The organism is Streptomyces sp. BB1-1-1 (assembly GCF_031597775.1).
GTDB lineage: Bacteria > Actinomycetota > Actinomycetes > Streptomycetales > Streptomycetaceae > Streptomyces > Streptomyces thinghirensis.
This window is the reverse complement of record NZ_CP134203.1, coordinates 2,700,469-2,723,206: the sequence shown is the minus strand read 5'-3', so window position 1 is coordinate 2,723,206 and position 22,738 is coordinate 2,700,469. Positions and strand designations below refer to the sequence as shown.

The window sequence follows — 22,738 nt, the reverse complement described above, 5'->3', positions numbered from 1 at the left end:
GGGGCTCCGGGGCCCGTCGTGGCGACCGAGTGCGCTGTCGAGCGGGGTTCGAATCCGGTTTGCCACGGTCGGGACACCAGGTACCCGCGGCACAGGTTGGAGTCCCACCGTGAGCGCAGACGTGAGTACAGGCCGGACCTCCGGCGAGACGAGCCCGGGCGCGGCGCGCGACGGTCACGACGGCGCGGTCAACGGCAGCCGCGGTGGTGAGCACACCGGGTCGCCGTCCGGCGAGGTCGCCGCACTACTGGACGAACTGCGCCGCTACCTGGAACTGGCGCCCCAGCTCAGCCTCCCGCCACGCGCGTTCACCTCACCCGAGCTGTACGAGCTGGAACGCACCCGGGTGTTCGGGCGCTCCTGGGTGCTCGTCGCCCACCGTGACGACCTCGCCGAGCCGAACAGCTACGTCTCGCTCGACATCGCGGGCGAGCAGGTGGTGGTCACCCGTGACGCCGACGGTGTGCTGCACGGCATGTCACCGATCTGCCGGCACCGGATGATGCCGCTCGTCGAATCCGGCGCCGCCGGCAGCGCCGAATCCTTCACCTGCCCGTACCACCTGTGGCGGTACGGACTCGACGGTCGGCTCATCGGCGCGACCCATATGCGCAAGAACCCCGACTTCGACCCCCGAAGCTGTCGGCTGCCGGCCTTCGCGGTGGAGGAGTGGCACGGGTTCGTGTACGTGAATCTCGACGCGGCCGCCGCCCCCCTCGCTCCCCGACTGAGCCGTATCTCCGACGACCTGGCCAACTACCGGCTCGACGACATGGCGCAGCTCGGGTCCTGGAGCGAGGAGTGGGCCTGCAACTGGAAGGTCGCGGTCGAGAACGCTCACGAGAACTACCACGTGCTGGGATTCCACCCGGAGACCCTCGGGCCGTCGACGCCCGGCGGGTCCGACACGGACGTGCGGGTCGACTCTCCCTGGGCGCTGCGTCTGCTCATCCGGTTCTCCAAGCCGCAGGACGCCTACGTCCTGCCGCTGACCGCCGAGGAGAAGGCCCATCTGTACGGCTTCTTCGTCTTCCCCGCGGCGAGCCTGGCCGCGGCCGGCGAGATGGTCATCTGGCTCAGCCTCATCCCGCAGACGATCGACCGGACACTCGTCCGCGGCGGGATCCTCGTGCCGCGTGCCGCGCTGGATGGTGCCGACCTCGACGAGATGCGCCGGCAGGCCGAGTCGTACGCGGGCATGATCAACAGTGAGGACCGGCACGGCCTGGAGGCCGTGCAGCGGGCGGTGGGGTCACGCTTCGCCGGCCGCGGCCACCTGAGCCCCAAGGAACCCGGCGTCGTCGCTTTCTACCAGAGCCTGGCCAGGGCCCTGCTGCGCGACGACGACGACTGGCCCGGGGATCTGTGAGCCCGTCGGCCGCAGCCGCACGCCAGAACGATCGTCACACCATCACTCGAGGGAGAGGGCTTCCACCATGCTCAGTTGTCGGATCTGCGGCGGTCGGCTGCACGAGTTCATGGACTTCGGTCAGCAGCCGCTCTCCAGTGGACTCCTGGAGCCCGAGTACCTCGGCGACGAGTTCTTCTTCCGGCTGGCGGTCGGCGTCTGCGAGGACTGCACCATGGTGCAGCTCACCGAGGAAGTGCCGCGCCACCTGATGTTCAACGGCCACTATCCGTATCTGTCGTCCGGGTCCTCCGTCATGCGCCGGCACTTCGAGAGGACCGCACAGCACTTCCTGGAGACCGAGCTCAACGGGAAGGACGCCTTCCTCGTCGAGCTGGGCTGCAACGACGGCGTCATGCTCCGTACCGCGGCCGAGGCCGGGGTGCGGCACCTGGGCGTCGAACCGTCGCAGAGCGTGGCCGACCTGGCACGCCGTCAGGGCGTACGGGTCATCACCGAGTTCTTCCAGGAGTCGACGGCGGACGAGATCCGCAAGGCCGAGGGGCACGCGCAGGTCGTCTTCGCGGCCAACACGATCTGCCACATTCCCTACCTGGACTCGATCTTCCGGGGAGTGGACGCGTTGCTCGCGCCGGACGGAGTGTTCGTCTTCGAGGACCCCTACCTCGCCGACATCGTCGACCTCGCCGCCTTCGACCAGATCTACGACGAGCACTACTACTTCTTCTCCGTCTCCTCCGTGAGCGCCATGGCCAAGCGGTTCGGCTTCGAACTGGTCGACGCGGAACGGCTGCCCGTTCACGGCGGCGAGGTCCGCTACACCATCGCCCGAGCGGGACGGCGCACCCCCTCGCCCGCAGTCGAGGCGTTGCTGCGCCGTGAAAGGGAGCGCGGGTTGTCGGACCTGCGGAGCCTCAGGGGGTTCGTCGGCCGGGTGGAGCGGGCCCGCGACGAACTGGTCGCTCTGCTCCGCAAACTGCGGGCCGACGGCCGTACGGTCGTCGGATACGGGGCCACGGCCAAGAGCGCCACCGTGGCCAACTACTGCGGCATCGGGCCCGACCTCGTCTCGTTCATCTCCGACACCACCCCCAACAAGCAGGGGCGGCTGACGCCGGGCTCGCACATACCGGTGCGGCCGCGGGAGGAGTTCGAGAACCCCTATCCCGACTACGCCGTGCTCTTCGCCTGGAACCACGCCGACGAGATCATCGCCAAGGAACAGCAGTTCCGGGCCTCGGGTGGCAAATGGATCCTCTACGTCCCGGACATCCGGGTGGTGTGAGGACACCGCTCTCCCGCTCCGACCACGCCGGCCGAGGAAGGTGCCCGATGAGGGTTCTGTTCACCACACACACCGCGAAGTCCCACCTGTTCGCGCAGGTCCCGCTGGCGTGGGCGCTTCGGGCAGCCGGCCACGAGGTCCAGATGGCCGGCCAGCCCGACCTCGCCGACGACATCAAGGGCACCGGGCTGACCGCCGTGTCGGCCGGTGCCGCGCTCGACCTGATGGCACAGATGGAGTCGTACGAGACGCACGACGGGCCGGGCGGACCCGGTGACGCCGGTGTGGACCAAGGGGCCGGTGAACCCGCGGCGCAGGACTCCGGAGCCTGGGACGAGACCGGCGACGACCACCGCGCCCTGGCCGAGCGTTTCGAGTACTGGACGGACATGACCGAGATCCGCCCGGAGAAACTGTCGTACGCCCACATGCACGGCGTCTTCACGGCGATGACCACCCATGTCTTCCAGCAGTACTCCGCGCCGGCCATGGTCGACGACCTGGTGCGCCACGCCCGTTGGTGGCAGCCCGACCTGGTGGTCTGGGACCCGCTCACCTTCGCCGGCCCCGTCGCGGCGCGGGCCAGCGGTGCGGCCCACGTCCGGCTCCTGTTCGGCCTGGACCTGATCGGCCGGATGCGGGAGTCCTACCTCGACGCGGTGCGCCGGCTGCCCCCGGGACAGCGGGAGGATCCGATGGAGGAGTGGCTGGGCTGGACCATGCGGCGGTACGGCGGCGAGTTCGGCGAGGACCTCGTCGTCGGGCAACGCACCATCGACCCGCTGCCGCCGTCCTTGCGCTTCCCCGTCGGGGTGGACCGCGTACCGATGCGGATCGTGACCCACAACGGCAGCTCCGTCCTCCCCGGCTGGCTCCGCGAACCACCGAAGCGCAAGCGGGTCTGCCTGACCCTCGGGGTCTCGCACCGTGAGCTGCTCGGCGCTGACCGGGTGCCGCTGGGCGAGGTGCTCGCGGCCGTGGCCGGAGAGGACGTCGAGGTCGTGGCCACCCTGAACAAGGCCCAGCTCGCGTCCGTCACCGAGGTGCCCGACAACGTCCGTGTGGTGGACTTCGTCCCGCTGGAGACCTTGCTGCCCAGCTGCTCGGCGGTGATCCACCACGGCGGTGCGGGCACCTTCAACACCGCGCTGAGTTGCGGAGTCCCCCAGCTGATCCTCCCCGACGGGGTGTGGGACACCGACCACAAGGCACGCCTCCTCCAGGAGCGCGGTGCCGGGCTGCGGGTCGCGGAACCGGAGCGGGCCGATGCCGGGATGCTGCGCGGCATGCTCAGGCGGCTGCTCGGTGACCGCTCCTTCGCCGACGCCGCCACCGCACTGCGCCGGGAGGCGAAGGACATGCCCGCGCCCAGCGCCGTCGTGCCGGTCCTCGAAGAACTGGCGGCGGCCGATCGGCGCGGCGCCGGGCCGGAGCCCCTTCAGACCTGACCACCCGGACGGACCGGGTGACCGACAACGATACGGGGAGTGGCAGTGAAGGATTTCTCGCGCCGTGGATTTCTCGCGGGCGGCGCCGCGGCCGGCGGTGCCATGGCACTTACCGGTGCCGGTACGGCCGGGGCGGCGGAAACCGGGGCCGCCGGCTGTCTTCCGGCGCCCCCGGCCACCGACCTGGGGCCGGACGACCCGCGCTACGCCGAGCTGAACGCCAGAGGCTACAACGGTCGCTTCTCCGGCCGTCCGGAGTCCATCCGCCTCGTCCACCGCGCCGACCACGTGGTCGCCGCGGTGAACGACGCTCTGCGGACGGGCAGACGGATCGTCGCCCGCAGCGGCGGACACTGCTTCGAGAACTTCGTCGACGACCCGGCGGTACAGGTCGTCGTCGACGTGTCCGAGTTGAAGTCCATCGGCTACGACCCGGCGCACCGCGCCTTCGCCATCGAGTCGGGCGCGACGCTCGGTGACGTGTACCGCACCCTCTACCTGGGCTGGGGCGTCACTGTACCGGCCGGCGCGTGTCCCGGCGTCGGCGTCGGCGGACACTTCGCGGGCGGCGGATACGGCGGGCTGTCCCGTCACCACGGCTTGGTCGCGGACCACCTCCACGGCGTCGAGGTGGTCGTCGCCGACCGGCGCGGGCGGGCCCGCACGGTGCTGGCCACCCGCGACCCCGCCGACCCCCACCACGACCTGTGGTGGGCCCACACCGGCGGTGGCGGCGGGAACTTCGGCATCGTCACCCGCTACCTCATGCGCTCACCCGGCGCGCGCGGCGGTGATCCCACCAGCCTGCTGCCCCGCCCCCCGGCGACGATACGCTCCGTCACCATCGGCTGGTCATGGGCGGACATGACCGAGTCCGCGTTCGTCAGGATCCTGCGCAACCACGGCGTCTGGCACGAGAAGGAGTCCGGCACCGACTCCCGCTACGCACCGCTCAGCAGCTGGCTCATCCTCAACCACCGGGCGACCGGACGGTTCACCCTCGTGGCCAACGTGGACGGATCCCTGCCGCACGGCAAGAAGCTGCTCGACGAGTACGTCGCGGCTGTCACGGCGGACACCGGGGTGCGTCACGACACCGAGGAGTCGACCGCACTGTGGATGAAGTCCACGCTGACCGTGGACCCGTACGCCGGGGGCCGATACCCCTTCAAGTCCAAGGCCGGGCTCCTGCGCACCGCCTGGACGGAAGCGCAGATACGGACTCTCCATCGCTACCTGACCCAGGGCGGGGACGACCACCAGGCGTCGGCCGTGTACCTCTCCACTCTCGGCGGACGGATCAACACGGTCCCGGCGTCGGCGACCGCGATCCCGCACCGCGACTGCCTGTTCAGCGCGACGTACGAGACCTCGTGGTGGCCCGGCGTCTCCGGCGACGCGCAACTGGCCTGGGTGCGCGACCTGTACCGGGACGTCTACGCGGACACGGGCGGCGTCCCGGTACCCGACGCGGCCAATGGCGGGGCCTACATCAACTATCCCGACGCCGACCTGACCGACCCCCGGTGGAACAAGTCCGGAGTGCCGTGGCACACCCTCTACTACCGGGACAACTACCCGAGGCTCCAGCGGGTCAAGGCGCGGTGGGACCCCGCGAACGTGTTCAGCCACGCCATGTCCGTCCGGCCGCCGGGCCGCTGACACCAGGCGCGGGCGGCCCGCCGGCCTCGCTCCCTCACACCAGGGAGCTCCCTCACACCAGGGACTCCAGCCGCCTGACCAGCGCGGCGGGAGACGGCATCGCCGCCGCCTCGTCGCGTACCTCGGCCGCGGCCCGGCGCAGTTCCTCGTTCTCCAGCAGACCCCGGAACTCCGCCGTGCCGACGGTCTCGGCCGTCGCCCCGATCGCGATGCCCCGCTCGACGACGGCGCGCTCGTTGTCCTTCTGGTCAGGGCTGAGCGGCATCACGCACTGCGGGACACCGAGGGCCATCGCCACCGCCGAGGTGCCCGACCCACCGTGGTGGATCAGCCCGCGGCAGGTCGTCAGGAGCGGTGCGAGGGAGAGCCAGTCCACCGTCCGCACATTGGGGGGCAGTTCACCCAGCAGCGCGGGGTCACCGCCGCCGAGCGTGACGACGAACTCCGCGTCCGTGTCCGCCGCCGCGGCGACGAGCGGCGCCAGCACGGCCAGGCCGCCCCAGAGACCGGCGATCGAGCCCAGGGTGACGGCGATTCTCGGCCGCCGCGGCGGCTCCAGCAGCCAGCCGGGCAACTCGCCGTTGCCGTTGAAGGGCACATAGCGCATCGGTACGTCGTCGGCCCCACGCACCTGTTCCGGAAGCAGCTCCAGCAGGCTCCGCGGCATCGAGTTGAGTCGGAAACCGGGCATCGGCTCCGGCGGGACCTCGTGCCGCAGGTAGTGCTCCTTCATGTGGTCGCGCAGCAGCCCGTCGATACGCGGCGCGCTGTCGGCCGGGCCCGTGACCACGGACACGGCGGGCACCGCGAGCGCTCCCGCCGCCAGCGGGCCGGCACCCTGCAGAGGTGAGTGGACGATCAGATCCGCGGACCAGGTGCGGGCGACCTCCACCACCCGGTCGACGGTGACGCCCGAGACCTTCGCGAAGAGCGCGGCGACGAACTCGTCCCCGCCGTCGACGCTGAAGTCGATCTCCTCGGGCCGGAACACCGTCGCGTAGTCGAGTCCGGGGGTCACATCGATGACGTTGACGCCCGCGGCGGCCACCGAGTCGACGTCACCGCCCTGGGCGTAGAGCACGTCGTGGCCCGCCGCGGTCAGCGCGTGCGCCAGGGGCACGGTGGGGAAGATGTGCCCCAGCCCCGGGGAGCTGACGAACAGAACGCGCATGGGAACTCCTCGCGTCACAAGAGAGATGGGGTGGGTGAGGCCACCTTCCACCCGCGTCCTTGAAGGTGCGCGGAGCCTTGTTGTACCGGCTTCCCGACCGGGCCTCGCCCAGGTGTCCGAGCACTTTCGAGCGTCCCTCGACACCTGGCTGCGAAGGTCGGTGCCCCCAGCGAGCCGAAGGACTGCCTTGTCAGATGGAGATCATCGGGAACGGGTTCCTCGCACGCCATCTCGCACCGCTCTCGACCGAGCACTCCGGAACGACGGTGCTGGCAGCGGGCGTGCCCACCCACCCGCTGCCCGACACCGAACACCAGCGTGAGACCAGGCTCGTCGACGACACGATCCAGCACTGCCTGAGGCGCGACCGCATGCTCGTGTTCTTCTCCACCGTCAGCATGTACGGCGGACCCGGCGGCCCGGGCGACGAGAGCGGCCCACCGGTCGCCTCCACCCGCTACGGCCAGCACAAGCTGGACCTCGAACGGATGATCAAAGCCTCCGGGGCGCGTCACCTCATCCTGCGGCTCGGCTATGTGCTGGGCCCGGACGAACCCGGCTTCCGCCTTCTCGCCGCTCTCCTCACCCAGGTGCTGGCCGGCCGTGTGCGTGTCCAGCGCGGGGCGCGCCGGGACATGCTCCACGTGTCCGACTTCGTCACCGTCGTGGACGCCCTCCTGCGTACCGGGGTGTGCGACGAGACCGTGAACGTCGCCTCCGGGGACTGCGTGGAGGTCACCACCATTGTGCGGCACCTCGAACACAGGCTCGGTGTCTCGGCCCAGTGGCAGGTCACCGACAACAGCATCGAGCACTGCCCCTCGGTGCGGAAACTGCGTCGGCTGATTCCCGAGGTCGACCGGCTGGGCTTCGGACCGGGTTATCACCGGACCGCCATCGACCGGTATCTGGCGGCGGCGCGCACCGTGGACGCCGTCCGGACGGAAGGGACAGGAAATCCATGACGGAACAGGCCGACAGCACGGGCCGGGCATCGGCGGGAACCCTCGCCGGACCGCTCACGCCCGAGGGCCACGCACTGCTGGAGATACTGGGCAGACACCTGCCGGGCATGGCGTCCGCCGCCACCGGACACGACCGCGACGGCACCTTCCCGCTCGCCGCGTTTCAGCGCCTGGCCGCCGACGGCGTACTCGGCGCGACCGTGCCGCGTGAGTTCGGCGGACTGGGCGTGCGCAGCCTCCACGACGTGTGCCTCGCCGTGAAACGAATCGCCGAGGCCGACGCGTCCGTCGCGCTGTCGCTGCACATGCAGTTCAGCCGCGGGATCACCATGTCGTACGAGCGCGAGCACGGCAGCGACACGGGGCGCGCCCTGGCCGAGCGGCTGCTGCGGCTGATGGGCACGGAGAAGGCACTGATCAGTGGCGCACTGAAGGACGCCGGAGTCACGACCGAACTGGTCCCCGCGGCCGACGGCGGCTGGCGGCTGGTGGGGCGGAAGATCCTGGTCAGCATGGCCCCGTTCGCCACGCACTTCGTCGTCGCGGCACAGACCCGTCCCACCTCCGGCCGCCCGCTGCTCGCCTCCGCCTTCCTGCCCGCCGACGCCCTCGGTCTGAAGGCTCCGGACAACTGGAACGGCATGGGGATGCGGGCCTCCGCCAGCACCGAGGTCCTCTTCCAGGACTGTCCCGTCCCAGCGGCCGACGTCTTCCTGCGGGGCCCGGTCGGCGTCCGCAACGACGCCGCGATGGCGGGCCAGACCGTCAGCTCCATCGGACTGCTCGGCGTGTACGCCGGCATCGCACAGGCGGCGCGCGACTTCACCGTCGCGGGCATCGCCCGGCGCGGCGGGCAGCCGGCGGCAGCGGTCCGTACCCTCGTGGCCGAACTCGACGTGAAGCTGTACACCCTTCGCACGGCGCTCGCGGCGGCACTGACCAGCACCGACCACTACGCTCACCGGACAACGGACGATCCCGGCGAACGCGGCCGGCTGATGATGGCTCCCTTCCAGTACGCGAAGCTCATCGTCAACCGCACCGCGGCGAGCATCGTCGAGGACTGCATGACCCTGGTGGGCGGGGCATCGTTCACTGCCCACCACCCACTGTCCCGTCACTACCGCGACGTACGCGCGGGCTGGTTCATGCAGCCCTTCACCTACGCCGACGCCGTCGACCACCTGAGCGCGTACGCGCTCGGTACGGACGGGGAAGGCGGCGCGTCGTGAGCGGCACGGACGGCGGCACGGCCGGAAGCGGATCCGGCGGGGCCGAACGGCCCGTCGACGCCCTGGTCCGGATGTCGAACCTGGTGACTCCGATGGCGCTGCGGGTCGCGGCGACGCTGCGGCTGGTCGACCACCTGCGCGCGGGCGTCACGAGCCCGGAGGCGCTCGCCGGAGCCACCGGAGCGGACGCCGACGCGTTGGCGCGGCTGATGCGGCACCTGGCGGCAGCCGGCGTCCTGGAGGAGTCCGGGCCCGGCCGCTACCTCCCGACCCGCATCGGGGACCTGCTCGCCGACGACGACCCGTCACGCCAGCGTTCCTGGCTCGACCTGGACCAGGCCGTCGGACGAGCGGACCTGACGTTCCTCGATCTGCGCGAGGCGGTGCGCACCGGGTCGCCGCAGTACGAGGCCCGCTACGGCGCACCGTTCTGGAGCGACCTGTCGGCGGACGACGAACTCGGCGCCTCGTTCGACACCTTGATGACGACCCGGGAGGACGCGGCCTTCGCCGCTCCCGTCGCCGCGTACGACTGGAGCCGGGCGCGGCACGTGCTCGACGTCGGCGGCGCGCCGGGCGGTCTGCTCAGCGCCATCCTGCGGGCGGCGCCCGAGACACGTGGCACCCTGCTGGACCTGCCCGGGGCGGCGGCCCGGGCGCGCGAGCGCATCGTGGCGGCCGGAATGGACGGCCGTATCGACATCGTCAGTGGCGACTTCTTCGACGAGCTGCCGGTGTCCGCCGATGTCGTGGTGCTGTCGTTCGTCCTCCTCAACTGGTCGGACACAGACGCGCTGCGAATCCTGGGGCGCTGCCGTGCGGCCTTGCGACCCGGCGGCCGGATCGTCCTGCTGGAGAGGGCGGAGGCACCGCCCGGCGGGACGCGGACGTCCGACCTGTACTTCAGCGTGTTGGACATGCGCATGCTGGTGTTCCTCGGCGGCCGGGTCCGCACCGACCGCGAGTGGGCTGACCTGGCCGACGCGGCGGGTCTCGACATCGTCTCCAAGACCGGGCCCCTGGTATCGCCCAACGTGCCGCTGGACTCCTGCCTCTGGGAGCTGGCGCCGCGCTGAGCCCGTCCGCGCAACACGACCGACGACCAACGGAACCGAGGGTTCCTGGACTGAGAGGAATGCGCCAGTGGCACAACGTGTCGTCACGTCCAAGGACGTGGAGCTGTGGAGCGAGGACTTCGGAGACCGCGCGGACCCCGCACTGCTTCTGGTGGCGGGCGGGAACCTGACGGCGATGAGCTGGCCGACCGAGTTCGTCGAACGGCTCGCCGCCGGCGGCCTGCACGTGATCCGCTACGACCACTGGGGGGTGGGGCGCTCCACCGGCTGGGACGTGGCGGAGCGCCCGTACGGATACCTCCAGCTGGCCGCCGACGCCGTCGCGGTGCTCGACGGATGGGAGATCGAACAGGCCCACTTCGTGGGGATGTCGATGGGTGCCGTCCTGTGCCAGCTGATCGCGCTGGACCACCCGCAGCGGATGCTGAGCATGTCGATGATGCTGAGCGGAGCGCTCGACGTCGACTTCCCCGGCAACATCCGCCGCGCCTTCGCGAAAGAGCCCTCGGCCGACGGGCTTCCGCTGCCGCAGGAACGGTTCCTGGAGGCGCTTGCCGTCATGAACGAGGACGTGGACGGCGTGGAAGCGGAACTGGACCGGCGGGTGCGCCGGTGGAAGCTGTTCTCGGGGGACGAGACCCCCTTCGGCGAGGCGGACTTCCGGCGGTGGGAACGGCAGGCCATCGATCACTCGGGCTCCCTCCGTGAGCCGCAGGCGCACTACGCGGTGCGGCCACCGCCCCGCGAGCGCGCCTCCGAGCTGCGCGACGTCCACGTCCGCACCCAGGTGATCCAGGCGACGCAGGACCCGATCGCCCCGCCGCCGCACGGTCGCCACCTCGCCGACCTGATCCCGGGCTCGGACCTGGTGGAGATCGAGGGAATGGGGCACGCGCTGCCGACCTCTGTGCACCGGCCGCTCGCCGAGGCCGTGCTCGGGCACGTGCTCGGGCACGGGCACGGGCACGGGTGACGGTGCGCCGGAGCGGGTGAACCGGCCGGCGCCGGTTCACCCGCTCCGGCGGCCTGCGTGCGCCCCGCCGTCGGACGCGCCGCCTCAGTCGGCCATCTCGAACCGGGGCTCCCCGCTCCGGGTGCGCTTGATCTCGAAGAAGCCCGGAACCGTGGCCATGAGGAGAAAGCCGTCCCACAGCCGGCCTGCCGTCTCCCCGGTGGGAGCGGGGGAGACCACCGGCCCGAAGAAACCGACCCGCTCGCCGCCGGGCGCGGCGAGCGAGATCACCGGGGTGCCGATGTCGCCGCCGGCCAAGGCGACGGCCTGAGCGTGCGAGGAGCGGATCGCCTCGTCGTAGACGGTGGACTCGGCGACGTCCGCGAGCTCCTCGGGGAGTCCGGCGTCCGCCAGGGCCGCCGTGAGGTTCCCCCAGTCGCCCTGAAGGTGGAAGCGAGTGCCCATCGCCGTGAAGAGCTCACCGAGCGCTCGCCGGCCGAACCGCTCCTCCACTGCGGCACACACGCGCACCGGCGCCCACATGTAGTCCTCCCACTCGCCCTCAGGGTTGTCGTCCCGGTGCTCGTTGAGCACCGAAAGACTCATCACCCGCCAGTGGACGGTCACCGGTCGCACCTTGGTGACCTCCACCAGCCACCGTGAGGCGATCCACGTGTACGGGCAGACGGGGTCGAACCAGAAGTCGACGCTCCGCTGTTCGGTCATCGGATCGGCTCCTCGCACAGTCTCGGTCCAGTGGCGTCTCGGTCTAGGGGCGCCAACCGCCCGGCTCGGGCCACGGCTCACCGAGCTGGCGGTAGGTGCTCTGATACTCCGGCCAGTCCCGGTGGTCCCTGATCTTGCCGTCGACGATCCGCAGCAGATGGATCTGTTCCCCGGCGAAGCGGCGGCCGGTCGGTGCGAAGCCCACCATCGGGCCGACCTGACGGCCGTAGAGGACCAGGTACGCCCGTGCCCAGTCCCCCCGCTCCTCGACCTTGACCTCCTCGAGGTACGCGTCCTCGGAGAAGGTCATCCGCACCCAGGCTACCGCCATCGCGAACGCCTCGGGCCCCTCACCGATCCCGTGCTCGATAGTGGCCGGATTCAGATACTCCGGGTGGATGAACTCGTGGGCGTCGTCGGTCGTGCCCGTGTTGTACGCCTTGATCATCCGCCGTACGGCTTCGACGTTCTGACTCATCGCGTGCCTCCGGATCTCGGTGTGCTCGTCACCGACGAGCATCCCAACACCACGATCGGCAGCGGGTCGACCCTCGCTCGACCCGCCGGTCCACGGCTGCTCGACCCCCCGCCGGGCCATGGACGCCCCCGAGTCCAGGGGCTGTTGAGCGGGCTGCGAGAGGCGACGCCCACGTTGGACGACGCCACAGCGTCAAAGCCCGACGTCGCACGTGAGAAGAGGCGATGAGATGCAACCGAATGACCTTGATCCCACCGGGAGCGGGGTGGTCACCTTCATCAACAGGTTCACCGTGCACGCCTCGCCCGAGGAGTTCGAGAAGGCCTTCGCGGAGACCGGACGATACCTGGCCGGCCGGGACGGCTTCCTGCGGTACGTCCTGCACCAGCACGCCGAGGACCCGGATCGTTGGGTCAACATCGCGCACTGGCGCGACGCGCACGCCTTCCGGGCAGCGGTGGGCGACCCCTCCTTCCGGCAACACGCCTCGGCGGTACGGCGACTGAGCGCCAGTGAGCCCGGCTTGTACGTCCCCCGGCAGCACGTGTCGGGGGAGTGGGCGGCGACGGAGGACCGCTGATGGCCACCCGCACGGGGCGCCGTGTCGCCATCACCGGCATCGGTGTCGTCGCTCCCGACGCAGTGGGGCGCAAGCCCTTCTGGGACGCGTTGACCGCCGGACGCACCGCCACCCGGAGGATCAGCTTCTTCGACCCCACGTCCTACCGCTCGCAGGTCGCCGCCGAGGTCGACTTCGACCCGCTGCGGGAGGGACTGACCCCGCAGCAGGCCCGGCGGATGGACCGTGCCGCGCAGTTCGCCGTGGTGAGCGCCCGGGAGAGCGTCGCCGACAGTGGGCTGGAACTGGCCGAACTGGACCCCGCGCGTTCCGGTGTCGCCATCGGCAGCGCCGTGGGCTGCACCATGAGCCTGGAGGACGAGTACTCCGTCGTCAGCGACGGCGGGCGCCACTGGCACGTGGACGACTCCTACGCCGGGCGGCACCTCTTCGACTACTTCGTTCCGAGCTCGATCGCCGCCGAGGTCGCCCGCGACGTCGGTGCCGAGGGCCCCGTGTCGCTGATCTCGACCGGCTGCACCTCCGGACTCGACTCGGTCGGGCACGCGGTGGAGTTGATCCGGGAGGGCTCGGCGGATGTGATGGTGGCCGGCGCCACCGACGCCCCGATCTCGCCGATCACCGTGGCCTGCTTCGACGCGATCAAGGCGACCACGCCGCGCAACGACGAACCCGGGCGCGCCTCGCGGCCCTTCGACCGCACCAGGAACGGGTTCGTCCTGGGCGAGGGCGCCGCCGTCTTCGTCCTGGAGGAGCTGGAGCACGCCAGGCGGCGGGACGCTCATGTGTACGCCGAGATCAGTGGGTTCGCCTCCCGCTCCAACGCCTTCCACATGACCGGGCTGCGCCCGGACGGCCGGGAGATGGCCGAGGCCATCCGCGTCGCCATGCGGCGGGCCGCTGTCGCCCCGCAGGACCTCGACTACGTCAACGCGCACGGCTCGGGCACCGTGCAGAACGACCGCCACGAGACGGCGGCCTTCAAGAAGGCCCTCGGCGAGGACGCCCACCGGGTGCCCGTCAGCGGCATCAAGTCGATGATCGGTCACTCCCTGGGCGCGATCGGCTCGCTGGAGATCGCGGCCTGCGCGCTCACCATCGAGCACAACGTCATCCCGCCCACCGCCAACCTGCACGAGCCCGACCCCGAGTGTGACCTGGACTACGTGCCGCTGACGGCACGCGAGCAGCGCGTGGACGCGGTGCTCACCGTGGGCAGCGGCTTCGGAGGTTTCCAGAGCGCGATGGTGCTGCGCGGCCCGGAAGGGGCGGCGTCATGACGTCCGCGGCCGTGATCACCGGTATGGGCGTGCTCGCGCCGACAGGTCTGGGCACGGCCTCGCACTGGAGCAGTACCCTCGCCGGGCAGGCCGCGATCGGCCCCGTCGGCTGCTTCGACCCGGAGCGCTACCCCAGCCGGCTGGCCGGTGAGATCCCGGGTTTCGACGCTCAGGAACACGGCATCCCCAGCCGGCTGATTCCGCAGACCGACCACATGACCCGGCTGGCGCTGGTGGCCGCCGAATGGGCGATCGAGGACGCCGGGGTGGATCCCCGCGCACTGCCGGAGTACGACATCGGCGTCGTCACCGCCAGCTCGGCCGGCGGCTTCGCGTTCGGCCACCGTGAACTGCACAACCTCTGGAGCAAGGGCCCGGAGCACGTCAGCGCCTACCAGTCCTTCGCCTGGTTCTACGCGGTCAACACCGGGCAGATCTCCATCCGCCACGGACTGCGCGGTCCGGGCGGTGTGGTCGTGACCGAGCAGGCAGGCGGGCTGGACGCCCTGGCGAAGGCCCGGCGACAGCTGCGCGACGACGCTCGGATGGTGATCGCGGGCGGCGTCGACGGCTCGTTGTCGCCCTGGGGCTGGGTCGCGCAGCTCGCGAGCGGCCGGATCAGCACCGTGGACGACCCCGAGCGGGCGTACCTGCCCTTCGACACGGACGCCTCCGGATACGTACCGGGAGAGGGCGGTGCGCTGTTCGTCCTGGAGTCACCCGAGTCGGCACGCGCCCGTGGTGTCGGGTCCTGGTACGGGGAGATCGCCGGATACGCGTCCGCATTCGATCCGCCGCCCGGGTCGGGCCGGCCGTCCAACCTGCGGCGCGCCGCCGAGCTCGCCCTCGCCGACGCCGGACTGTGCCCCGGGGACATCGACGTGGTGTTCGCCGACGCCGCGGGCGTCCCCGAACTCGACCGCGCCGAGGCGGACGCCATCCGTGCGGTGTTCGGCGCGCACGGCGTACCCGTGTCGGCGCCCAAGAGCATGACCGGACGGCTCGGTGCCGGGGGCGCGGCCCTGGACGTGGCGACGGCCGTGCTGGCCATCCGCCATGGCGTGATCCCGCCCACGGCGAACGTGCGGCAACCGGTTCCCGAGTACGGGATCGATCTCGTCCGCACCCCCCGCGTCGCCCCGTTGGCCGCCGCGCTCGTGCTGGCCAGGGGCCAGGGCGGCTTCAACGCGGCCGCGGTCGTGACCCGACAACGATAAGGAGAGACATGCCCACCCAAGACGACCGGTGCGCCGTGGTCACCGGTGCCACCAGTGGCATCGGGCTCGCCGTCACGACGCTGCTGTGCGAGCTCGGACGGCGGGTGTTCATCTGTGCCCGCGACGCCGAGAACGTCGAACTCACCGTCGAGCGGCTCCGCGACAAGGGGTACGAAGTCGCGGGACAAGCGGGTGACGTGCGCTCCACCGAACAGGTCGGCGCCTTCGTCCGCGCCGCCGTGGACCGGTACGGCCCCGTGGACGTCCTGGTGAACAACGCGGGCCGCAGCGGCGGAGGCCCCACCGCGCAGATCACCGACGAGCTCTGGCTCGACGTCGTCGACACCAACCTCAACAGCGTCCTCAGGGTCACCCGCGAGGTGCTCACCACGGGCCGGATGCTCGAGCAGGGCACGGGCAGGATCATCAACATCGCCTCGACCGGCGGCAAGCAGGGCGTGGTGCTGGGTGCCCCCTACTCCGCGTCCAAGCACGGCGTCATCGGCTTCACCAAGGCACTGGGCCTGGAACTGGCCAAGACCGGGGTCACGGTGAACGCGGTCTGCCCCGGCTATGTGGAAACGCCGATGGCCCAGCGGGTGCGCAAGGGATACGCCGCGGTCTGGGACACCACCGAAGAGGCGGTCCTTGAGCGGTTCGAGGCGAAGATCCCGCTCGGCAGGTACACCACCCCGGAGGAGGTCGCCGGCCTGGTCGGCTACCTCGTCACCGACCAGGCCGCCCCCGTCACGGCGCAGGCGATCAACGTCTGCGGCGGACTGGGCAACTACTGAGGGCCCCGCGCGAGGACCAGGAGACCGCAACATGACGAACGTTCACCGAGCCGAGCACCGGATCACCGTGCAGGCGCCCGCGCCCACCGTCTTCGCCCTGATCGCGGACGTCGACGCGTGGCCACGGATCTTTCCCCCGACCGTGCACGTGGAAGTCCTGGAGCGGACTGCCGACGAGGAGCGCATCCGGATCTGGGCGACCGCCAACGACTCCGTCAAGACCTGGACCTCGCGCCGCGTCCTGGACCCCGCGGGGCTGCGGGTCTCCTTCCACCAGGAGGTGTCCCAGCCGCCCGTCGCCGCGATGGGCGGCGAATGGATCGTCGAACCGCAGCCGGGCTCCCGGACCCTGGTCCGGCTCACCCACGACTTCCGGGCCGTCGACGACGATCCGGAGGGCGTGGACTGGATCACCCGGGCCATCGACCGCAACACCGACGCGGAACTGGGCGCTCTGAAGAGGGCCGCGGAACAGGCTGCCGGGGCCGGTGGCGGCGCACTGTCGTTGCGGTTCGACGATGTGGTGGAAGTGGCCGGCGACCCGGCCGAGGTCTACGACTTCCTCTACGACGCGGGGCAGTGGGAGAAGCGGCTGCCGCACGTGAACCGGGTCGGGCTCGAGGAGAGCACCCCCAACCTGCAACTGCTGGAGATGGACACGCTCACCCCGAACGGCGCGGTCCACACGACGAAGTCGGTACGGGTCTGCTTCCCGACGGGGAGCATCGTCTACAAGCAGCTGCGTACGCCACCGCTGATGACCGTCCACAACGGCCGCTGGCGGATCGAGAAGAGTCCGTCGGGGTGCACCGTGACCTCGACGCACGCCGTCGTACTGAACCCCGACGCGGTCGTCCCGGTCCTCGGCGAGGGCGCCACGGTCCAGGACGCGCGCGACTTCGTCCGCGACGCGCTCGGCCGCAACAGCACCGCGACGATGCTGCTCGCCAAGGAGTACGCGGAGCGAGCGGTCCGGGAACGCTGATGCGCGTCCTGTTCACCACCTTCGGCGCCCGCAACCACGTGCACGCCCAGGTCGCGCTCGCCTGGGCGCTGAGGGCCGCCGGGCACGACGTCCGCGTGGCCAGCCACCCCGACCTCGCGGACGTGGTGGCCCGCACCGGCCTCACCGCGGTCCCGGTCGGCCGGGAGCTCAACGAGGACCAGGTGATGGAGGAACTGCGGGACCGCGAGGACGCCTCGCGCGAGACGTACGACGACGACACCCCGGACGCCCAGCTGCTGCTCGCGATGGACGAACTGCGCCCGGAGAAGCTGACGTACGACCACATGCACGGCGTGTTCACCGCGATGACCTCGGCGGTCTTCCAGAACTACTCGTCGGCCGAGATGATCGAGGATCTGGTGGAATTCGCCCGCGGCTGGCGGCCCGACCTGGTGGTCTGGGACCCGCTGACGTTCGCCGGGGCCGTCGCCGCCCGGGTCACCGGCGCGGCACACGCCCGGCTGATGTTCGGTCTGGACCTGGTCGGCCGTATGCGCGAGAGCTATCTGGCGGAGGTGGACAACCGGCCGCCCGCGCTGCGCGAGGACCCCATGAGGGAGTGGCTCGGCTGGGTGATGGAGCGCTACGACGGCACCTTCTCCGAGGAACTGGTGACCGGTCAGTGGACCATCGACCCGGTGCCGTCGTCCCTGCGGCTCCCGGCCGGCCTGCCGTACGTCCCCGTCCGCTGCGTCGCCTACAACGGCCGGGGCAGCGTCCCTCCGTGGCTGCGGGAGGTACCGAAGCGTCCCCGGGTGTGCCTGACGCTCGGTGTGTCGCACCGCGAAGTGATGGGCGGGGACCAGGCGTCCATCGGTGAGTTGATCGACGCGGTGGCCGGACTGGACGTCGAGGTGGTCGCCACCCTCAACGCCCGCCAGCTCCGGGAGGTCAGCGGCCTTCCCGCCAATGTCCGCGCCGTCGACTTCGTTCCGATGGACGAGCTGCTGCCGAGCTGCTCGGCCATCATCAGCCATGGCGGTTCCGGCACGGTCCACGCCGCCTTTCTGCACGGAGTCCCGCAGATCCTGGTGCCCGGCGCCATGTGGGACAACGGCATCCGCGCCGACCTGGTGGAACGCTCCGGTGCCGGCCTGCGCCTGGACGCGGAGACGCTCACCGCCGACGCCCTGCGCGACGCACTCACCAGGCTGCTGACCGAGCCGTCGTTCGCGGCCGGAGCCGACCGGCTGCGTCGGGAGACGCTCGCCACCCCGGCTCCCCGGGACATCGTCCCGGTTCTGGAGTCGCTCACCGCGGAACACCGGCGCCACACCGCCCCGGGACACGACGACCCTGCGAGGTTCGATGCCTGACACAGCCTCCCTCCCTCCTTCCCCGCGATCGGTCGTGGTGACCGGAGGCGGTTCCGGTATAGGCCGGGCCACCGCACGCGCCTTCGCCGACCAGGGCGCGGCCGTCCTGGTCGTGGGCCGCACGGCCACCGACCTGGCCGACACCGCGGAGGGTTACGACGCCGTTCGGACGCTCGCCGTCGACCTCACCGAGGCCGACGCGCCACAGAAGGTCGTGGACACCGCCCTGCGCGAGCTCGGTGGGATCGACGTCCTGGTGAACAATGCGGCGGTGCTGGGCCACCGCGCCCTCGCCGACGTCGATCCGCAGCAGGTGGCCGCCCAACTCGGCACGAACCTCGCGGTGCCCGTACTGCTCGTGCGCAGCGCACTCGACGCCCTCGCCGCCGATGGCGGCGGCACCGTGGTGAACGTCAGCTCGTCCGGCGCGCGCGGATCGCGCGCGTGGGCGGGCAACAGCGTGTACGGCGCCGCCAAGGCCGCGCTCGACTTCCTGACCCGAACGTGGGCGCTCGAACTCGCACCGCGCGGCATCCGGGTCGTCGGCGTGGCCCCCGGGCTGGTCGACTCCGGGTTCGCGCGGCGGGCGGGGATGTCGCCCGAGAGTTACGACGGCATGCTCCACCACGTCGGCGGACTGACCCCCCAGGGACGTGTCGGCACCCCCGAGGAGATCGCCTGGTGGATCACGATGCTGACCCGGCCGGACGCCCACTACCTGACCGGCGCCGTACTGCCGGTCGACGGCGGCCTCTCCCTGACCTGACCTGGCACGACCGACATCGGAACCCGACCGCAAAAGGCCCCGGAGAAGCGGAGTTGAGTTCATGGCGAGCATGACCGAGAGCGAGTTGGGCCGTGTGCTGCTCACGCACCGCGGCGTTCAGTGGATCATCGGCACGAAGGACGATCCGTACGCGCTGCTGCTGCGGGCCGCCGACGACGATCCGCACCGGCTCGGCGAACTGATCAGGGAACGGGGCTCTCTGTACTGGAGCAGCGCCGAGGCGTGGGTGACGGGCCGTCACGAGGTCGCGGCGGCGGCGCTCGACGACCCCCGGCTGAGCTTCCGTCACCCCGACGCGGACGTACCCGCCTCGGACGGCGAGGGGGAGCAGCGGGAGCCGATGCCCTGGGAGGTGCCCGCACTGCGCGAGATCCTGCCCTTCGACGCGATGTTCCTGACCGCCGGCCGGGCGGACTGCGAGCGCGTGCGCGAACTGCTCGAACCACTGCTCGGCGTGAAGGCCCTGGAACGGTGGCGGCCGGCGGCCGAAGGGGCGCTGCGCCGTGCCCTGACCGCCGCGGGTGACGAGTTCGACCTGCGGACCGACGTCGCGGACGTCTTCGCCGCCGACCTGGTGCGGGAGATCCTCGGCGTACCGGAGGAGGACGGCGACCGCTTCGCCACGCTGTGCCGGGGTGGGGCGGGCGCGCTGGACGCCATGGTGTGTTCGCCGCATCTGCGGACGGCACACGACCTGATCACCGCGGTCGAGGGCATGCGGTCCCTGCTCACCGACCTGATCGGGCAACGGCGTGCGAAGCCGGGGGACGATCTCGTGAGCGCCCTGCTCACGGCGACGCACGAGGACGAGGTGCGGTCGGTGTGCACGCTGCTGGCCCTCGTCGGGTCCGAGCTCTCAGCGACCCTGTTCTGCGACGCGGTGGTGGCCCTGCTCGACCACCCCGGGACGTGGCGGGCCCTGTGCGAGAACCCCGGCCTCGCGCCGGCGGTGGTCGACGAGACGCTGCGGTACGCCCCTCCCGTCCGGCTCGTACCTCTGTACGCGCGCGAGGAGCTCGAACTGGCCGGGACCGTGGTCCCGGCCGGCAGCCAGGTCGTGGTGGCCCTGGAGGCGGCCGGCCGGGACCCGGCCGTCCACGCCGAGCCGGCGGTCTTCGATCCGGCGACGGAACGCGGGGGACGGCACCTGGCGTTCTCCGCGGGCCTGCCCACGTCGCTTCTCGCCCCGCTGGTGCGGCTCCAGGCCGAGTCCGGGCTCCGCCTCCTGACGGCCGAGGCGCCCGGTGCACGGCGCACCGGTCCCGTACTGAGGCGTTTGCGGTCGGGGGTCACCGGAGCCGTCCTGGAGCTGCCGCTGGCTCGCTGACCCACTCTCCTTCACCGTGCGTCACTAATCCATCGGCCGTCTGACTTGTACAGCATGTAGTAGAGCTACTATCTTTGATCTAACAGGTCTGATCGAAAGGTAGACGGCCCATGGCAGGGACAAGTGATCTGCACGAGTTGAGTCAGGCCGCGGGATCATCGGAGAAATCGCCGGGCGAACGAGTGATCGACATCCGTGAGCTGCGGATGCGGTACGGGTCCAAGGACGTGCTGAACGGGGTCGACTTCAACGTCTGCCGTGGCGAGGTCGTCGCGCTGCTCGGGCCGAACGGCGCCGGAAAGACCACGACCATCGAGATCATGGAAGGGTTCCGCACCCGGTCGGCGGGTGAGGTCAGTGTGCTCGGCGTCGACCCCGCCAAGGGTGACGAACAGTGGCGCGCCAGGCTGGGCATCGTGCTCCAGTCATGGCGCGACCACGGGAAGTGGCAGGTCCGGGAGCTGCTGGCCCAGCTGGGCGACTTCTACCGGCCCTACTCCACCGCCGAGCGGCCTCGCCCGCGCGACGTGGACGAACTGCTCGCCATGGTGAGCCTGGAGGAGCAGGCGGACCAGAAGATCGCCAACCTGTCCGGCGGACAGCGTCGTCGCCTCGATGTCGCGATCGGCATCGTCGGACGGCCGGAAGTGCTGTTCCTGGACGAGCCCACCGTCGGGTTCGACCCCAAGGCCCGTCGTGACTTCCACGACGTGGTGCACCGGCTCTCCGACCTGGAGGACACCACGATCCTGCTCACGACACACGACCTGGACGAAGCCGAGAAGCTGTCCGACCGGATCCTGATCCTGGCCGGTGGGCAGATCGTCGCCGACGGCAGCGCGGACCTGCTCGCCCGGCAGGCGGCCGGCAAGGCCGAAGTGCGCTGGGCCGTGAACGGCGAGCACTTCGTCCACGCGACCCCCGACGCCAGTACGTTCGCCTACGAGCTGTTCCAACAACACGGGAACCTGGTGCGTGACCTGGAGGTCCGCCGGGCGAGCCTGGAGGACACGTACATGACCATGGTCCGGCAGTTCGAGGCCGGCCGGTCCGAAGAGGCGATCGCCGCGTTCCGGGAGGCAGGCCAGTGAATCCCACCGTGTACGCCGCGCGGCTCGGTCTGCGCCGCGGCTGGACAGAGTTCCGGCAGTCCCTGACCACGCCCGGCGACATCATCTACTACCTGTTCCTCGGGGGAGTCTTCCTCGGCGTGCTGTTCTTCATGCGGGACTCGACCGTGGACGGCACCGACCTCTCGCTGGCGACGCTCTCCATGCCGAGCATGATCGGCGGACTGCTGGCCTTCCAGGCACTGGGCGGCGCCGCGTTCGCGCTGGCGGCCGAGAGGGAGGACGGCACGCTGCTGCGGGCCAGGACGGTACCGCAGGGCCTCATCGGCTACATCGCGGGCCGCGTGCTGGGGACCGCGCTGAGCACCGTGCTCACGCTGACGATCATTCTGGTGCCCAGCGTGTTCCTCTTCGCCGACCTCGTGACCGACGACATCGGCAAGTGGCTGAACCTGCTCTGGGTGCTGGGCCTCGGTCTGCTCGCCACCCTGCCGATCGGCCTGATCATCGGGGCCATGGTGAAGAATCCGCGCGGTGCCAACACCTGGGGTATCTTCCCGACGATGGGTCTGATGGCGATCTCGGGTATTTTTTATCCGATCACCTCGCTGGCGGGCTGGCTTCAGGGCGTGTCGCAGATCTTCCCCGTGTACTGGGTCGGACTCGGCACCCGTGCCGCGCTGCTGCCGGAGGCGGCGGTCGCCGTCGAGCTCGGCGATTCCTGGCGCAGGCCCATGACCGCGGTCGTGCTGCTCGTCTGGGCCGTCGCCGCGTTGCTGATCGCGCCGAGGGTCTTGAGCCGTACGGCGCGCGGCGAGACGGGATCGAAGGTCGAAGCACGCCAACAGGAGGCATTGAAGCGCGTTGGGTGACAGGGCATCCGGCAGGAAGAGCGGTCCGGTGCGGCGCGGCACGCCGGAGCCGGAGACCGGGGCGTCGGAACCCCGGTCCGCCGCCGGCACCGACAAGCCCGCCGCGGGCTGGCGGGCCGCCGGTG

The 22,738-nt window shown here is 70.9% G+C and carries 21 protein-coding genes; 18 read left to right on the top strand and 3 right to left on the bottom strand.

All coding sequences use genetic code 11. The features are described from left to right. Positions 1–121: 121 nt before the first annotated feature. The 4 genes from RI578_RS12470 (at position 122) to RI578_RS12455 (ending at position 5,764) form a co-directional block, all read left to right on the top strand. Complete coding sequence (locus RI578_RS12470; protein ID WP_310871155.1) at positions 122–1,369, top strand: aromatic ring-hydroxylating dioxygenase subunit alpha; 1,248 nt, start codon at positions 122–124, stop codon at positions 1,367–1,369. A 67-nt stretch (positions 1,370–1,436) separates the two neighbouring features. Beyond that, complete coding sequence (locus tag RI578_RS12465; protein ID WP_310871154.1) at positions 1,437–2,654, top strand: class I SAM-dependent methyltransferase; 1,218 nt, start codon at positions 1,437–1,439, stop codon at positions 2,652–2,654. Positions 2,655–2,701: 47 nt separating this feature from the next. Continuing rightward, entirely contained in the window at positions 2,702–4,102 is a 1,401-nt protein-coding gene (locus RI578_RS12460) for an activator-dependent family glycosyltransferase (RefSeq protein WP_310871153.1), read from the top strand. 45 nt (positions 4,103–4,147) lie between these two features. Then, positions 4,148–5,764 carry an FAD-binding oxidoreductase gene (locus tag RI578_RS12455; RefSeq protein WP_399063084.1) on the top strand — a complete coding sequence of 539 codons (1,617 nt, stop codon included), beginning with the start codon at positions 4,148–4,150 and terminating at the stop codon, positions 5,762–5,764. 52 nt (positions 5,765–5,816) lie between these two features. Here the strand turns inward: RI578_RS12455 and RI578_RS12450 are convergent, their stop codons facing one another. After that, the gene (locus tag RI578_RS12450; RefSeq protein ID WP_310871151.1) at positions 5,817–6,935 is read right to left on the bottom strand and encodes a nucleotide disphospho-sugar-binding domain-containing protein; all 1,119 of its coding nucleotides are present in this window, start codon (positions 6,933–6,935) and stop codon (positions 5,817–5,819) included. 194 nt (positions 6,936–7,129) lie between these two features. Here RI578_RS12450 and RI578_RS12445 point away from each other — a divergent pair, with 194 nt between their 5' ends. The 4 genes from RI578_RS12445 (at position 7,130) to RI578_RS12430 (ending at position 11,181) form a co-directional block, all read left to right on the top strand. Then, positions 7,130–7,900, top strand: a complete 771-nt coding sequence (locus tag RI578_RS12445; RefSeq protein ID WP_310871150.1) for an NAD-dependent epimerase/dehydratase family protein — start codon at positions 7,130–7,132, stop codon at positions 7,898–7,900. Continuing rightward, the gene (locus RI578_RS12440; RefSeq protein WP_310871149.1) at positions 7,897–9,132 is read left to right on the top strand and encodes an acyl-CoA dehydrogenase family protein; all 1,236 of its coding nucleotides are present in this window, start codon (positions 7,897–7,899) and stop codon (positions 9,130–9,132) included. Before RI578_RS12445 ends, RI578_RS12440 begins: the two co-directional genes overlap by 4 nt. Next, positions 9,129–10,208 carry a methyltransferase gene (locus tag RI578_RS12435; RefSeq protein WP_310871148.1) on the top strand — a complete coding sequence of 360 codons (1,080 nt, stop codon included), beginning with the start codon at positions 9,129–9,131 and terminating at the stop codon, positions 10,206–10,208. The genes RI578_RS12440 and RI578_RS12435 overlap by 4 nt, the downstream gene beginning before the upstream one ends. 67 nt (positions 10,209–10,275) lie before the next feature. Continuing rightward, positions 10,276–11,181, top strand: coding sequence for an alpha/beta hydrolase (locus RI578_RS12430; protein WP_310871147.1), 906 nt, complete (start codon positions 10,276–10,278; stop codon positions 11,179–11,181). 84 nt (positions 11,182–11,265) lie between these two features. On the opposite strand, the gene RI578_RS12425 is transcribed toward RI578_RS12430, so the two are convergent. Together RI578_RS12425 and RI578_RS12420 are read right to left on the bottom strand one after the other, a co-directional pair. After that, a complete protein-coding gene (locus tag RI578_RS12425; RefSeq protein ID WP_310871146.1) occupies positions 11,266–11,886 on the bottom strand; it encodes a DsbA family protein in 621 nt (206 codons plus the stop codon). Positions 11,887–11,929: 43 nt separating this feature from the next. Continuing rightward, a complete protein-coding gene (locus RI578_RS12420; RefSeq protein ID WP_310871145.1) occupies positions 11,930–12,364 on the bottom strand; it encodes an ester cyclase in 435 nt (144 codons plus the stop codon). A gap of 229 nt (positions 12,365–12,593) precedes the next feature. Between RI578_RS12420 and RI578_RS12415 the strand changes: the two genes are divergently transcribed. From RI578_RS12415 to RI578_RS12370, 10 genes are all read left to right on the top strand, one after another. Further along, complete coding sequence (locus tag RI578_RS12415; RefSeq protein WP_310871144.1) at positions 12,594–12,944, top strand: antibiotic biosynthesis monooxygenase family protein; 351 nt, start codon at positions 12,594–12,596, stop codon at positions 12,942–12,944. Beyond that, positions 12,944–14,224 (top strand): beta-ketoacyl-[acyl-carrier-protein] synthase family protein, encoded by a 1,281-nt coding sequence (locus RI578_RS12410; RefSeq protein WP_310871143.1) that lies wholly within the window; start codon positions 12,944–12,946, stop codon positions 14,222–14,224. Before RI578_RS12415 ends, RI578_RS12410 begins: the two co-directional genes overlap by 1 nt. Beyond that, positions 14,221–15,441 carry a ketosynthase chain-length factor gene (locus RI578_RS12405; RefSeq protein ID WP_310871142.1) on the top strand — a complete coding sequence of 407 codons (1,221 nt, stop codon included), beginning with the start codon at positions 14,221–14,223 and terminating at the stop codon, positions 15,439–15,441. The genes RI578_RS12410 and RI578_RS12405 overlap by 4 nt, the downstream gene beginning before the upstream one ends. An 8-nt stretch (positions 15,442–15,449) precedes the next feature. Further along, positions 15,450–16,235 (top strand): SDR family NAD(P)-dependent oxidoreductase, encoded by a 786-nt coding sequence (locus RI578_RS12400; protein WP_310871141.1) that lies wholly within the window; start codon positions 15,450–15,452, stop codon positions 16,233–16,235. Between the two features lie 31 nt (positions 16,236–16,266). Next, complete coding sequence (locus RI578_RS12395) at positions 16,267–17,220, top strand: aromatase/cyclase (protein WP_310871140.1); 954 nt, start codon at positions 16,267–16,269, stop codon at positions 17,218–17,220. Next, the gene (locus RI578_RS12390) at positions 17,220–18,557 is read left to right on the top strand and encodes an activator-dependent family glycosyltransferase (protein WP_310871139.1); all 1,338 of its coding nucleotides are present in this window, start codon (positions 17,220–17,222) and stop codon (positions 18,555–18,557) included. Before RI578_RS12395 ends, RI578_RS12390 begins: the two co-directional genes overlap by 1 nt. Continuing rightward, the gene (locus RI578_RS12385; RefSeq protein ID WP_310871138.1) at positions 18,550–19,323 is read left to right on the top strand and encodes an SDR family oxidoreductase; all 774 of its coding nucleotides are present in this window, start codon (positions 18,550–18,552) and stop codon (positions 19,321–19,323) included. Before RI578_RS12390 ends, RI578_RS12385 begins: the two co-directional genes overlap by 8 nt. Positions 19,324–19,384: 61 nt before the next feature. Then, entirely contained in the window at positions 19,385–20,671 is a 1,287-nt protein-coding gene (locus RI578_RS12380; RefSeq protein WP_310871137.1) for a P450-derived glycosyltransferase activator, read from the top strand. A gap of 206 nt (positions 20,672–20,877) precedes the next feature. Continuing rightward, a complete protein-coding gene (locus RI578_RS12375) occupies positions 20,878–21,762 on the top strand; it encodes an ABC transporter ATP-binding protein (protein ID WP_310875748.1) in 885 nt (294 codons plus the stop codon). Beyond that, entirely contained in the window at positions 21,759–22,613 is an 855-nt protein-coding gene (locus RI578_RS12370; RefSeq protein ID WP_310871136.1) for an ABC transporter permease, read from the top strand. Before RI578_RS12375 ends, RI578_RS12370 begins: the two co-directional genes overlap by 4 nt. The last annotated feature ends 125 nt before the right edge of the window (positions 22,614–22,738 follow it).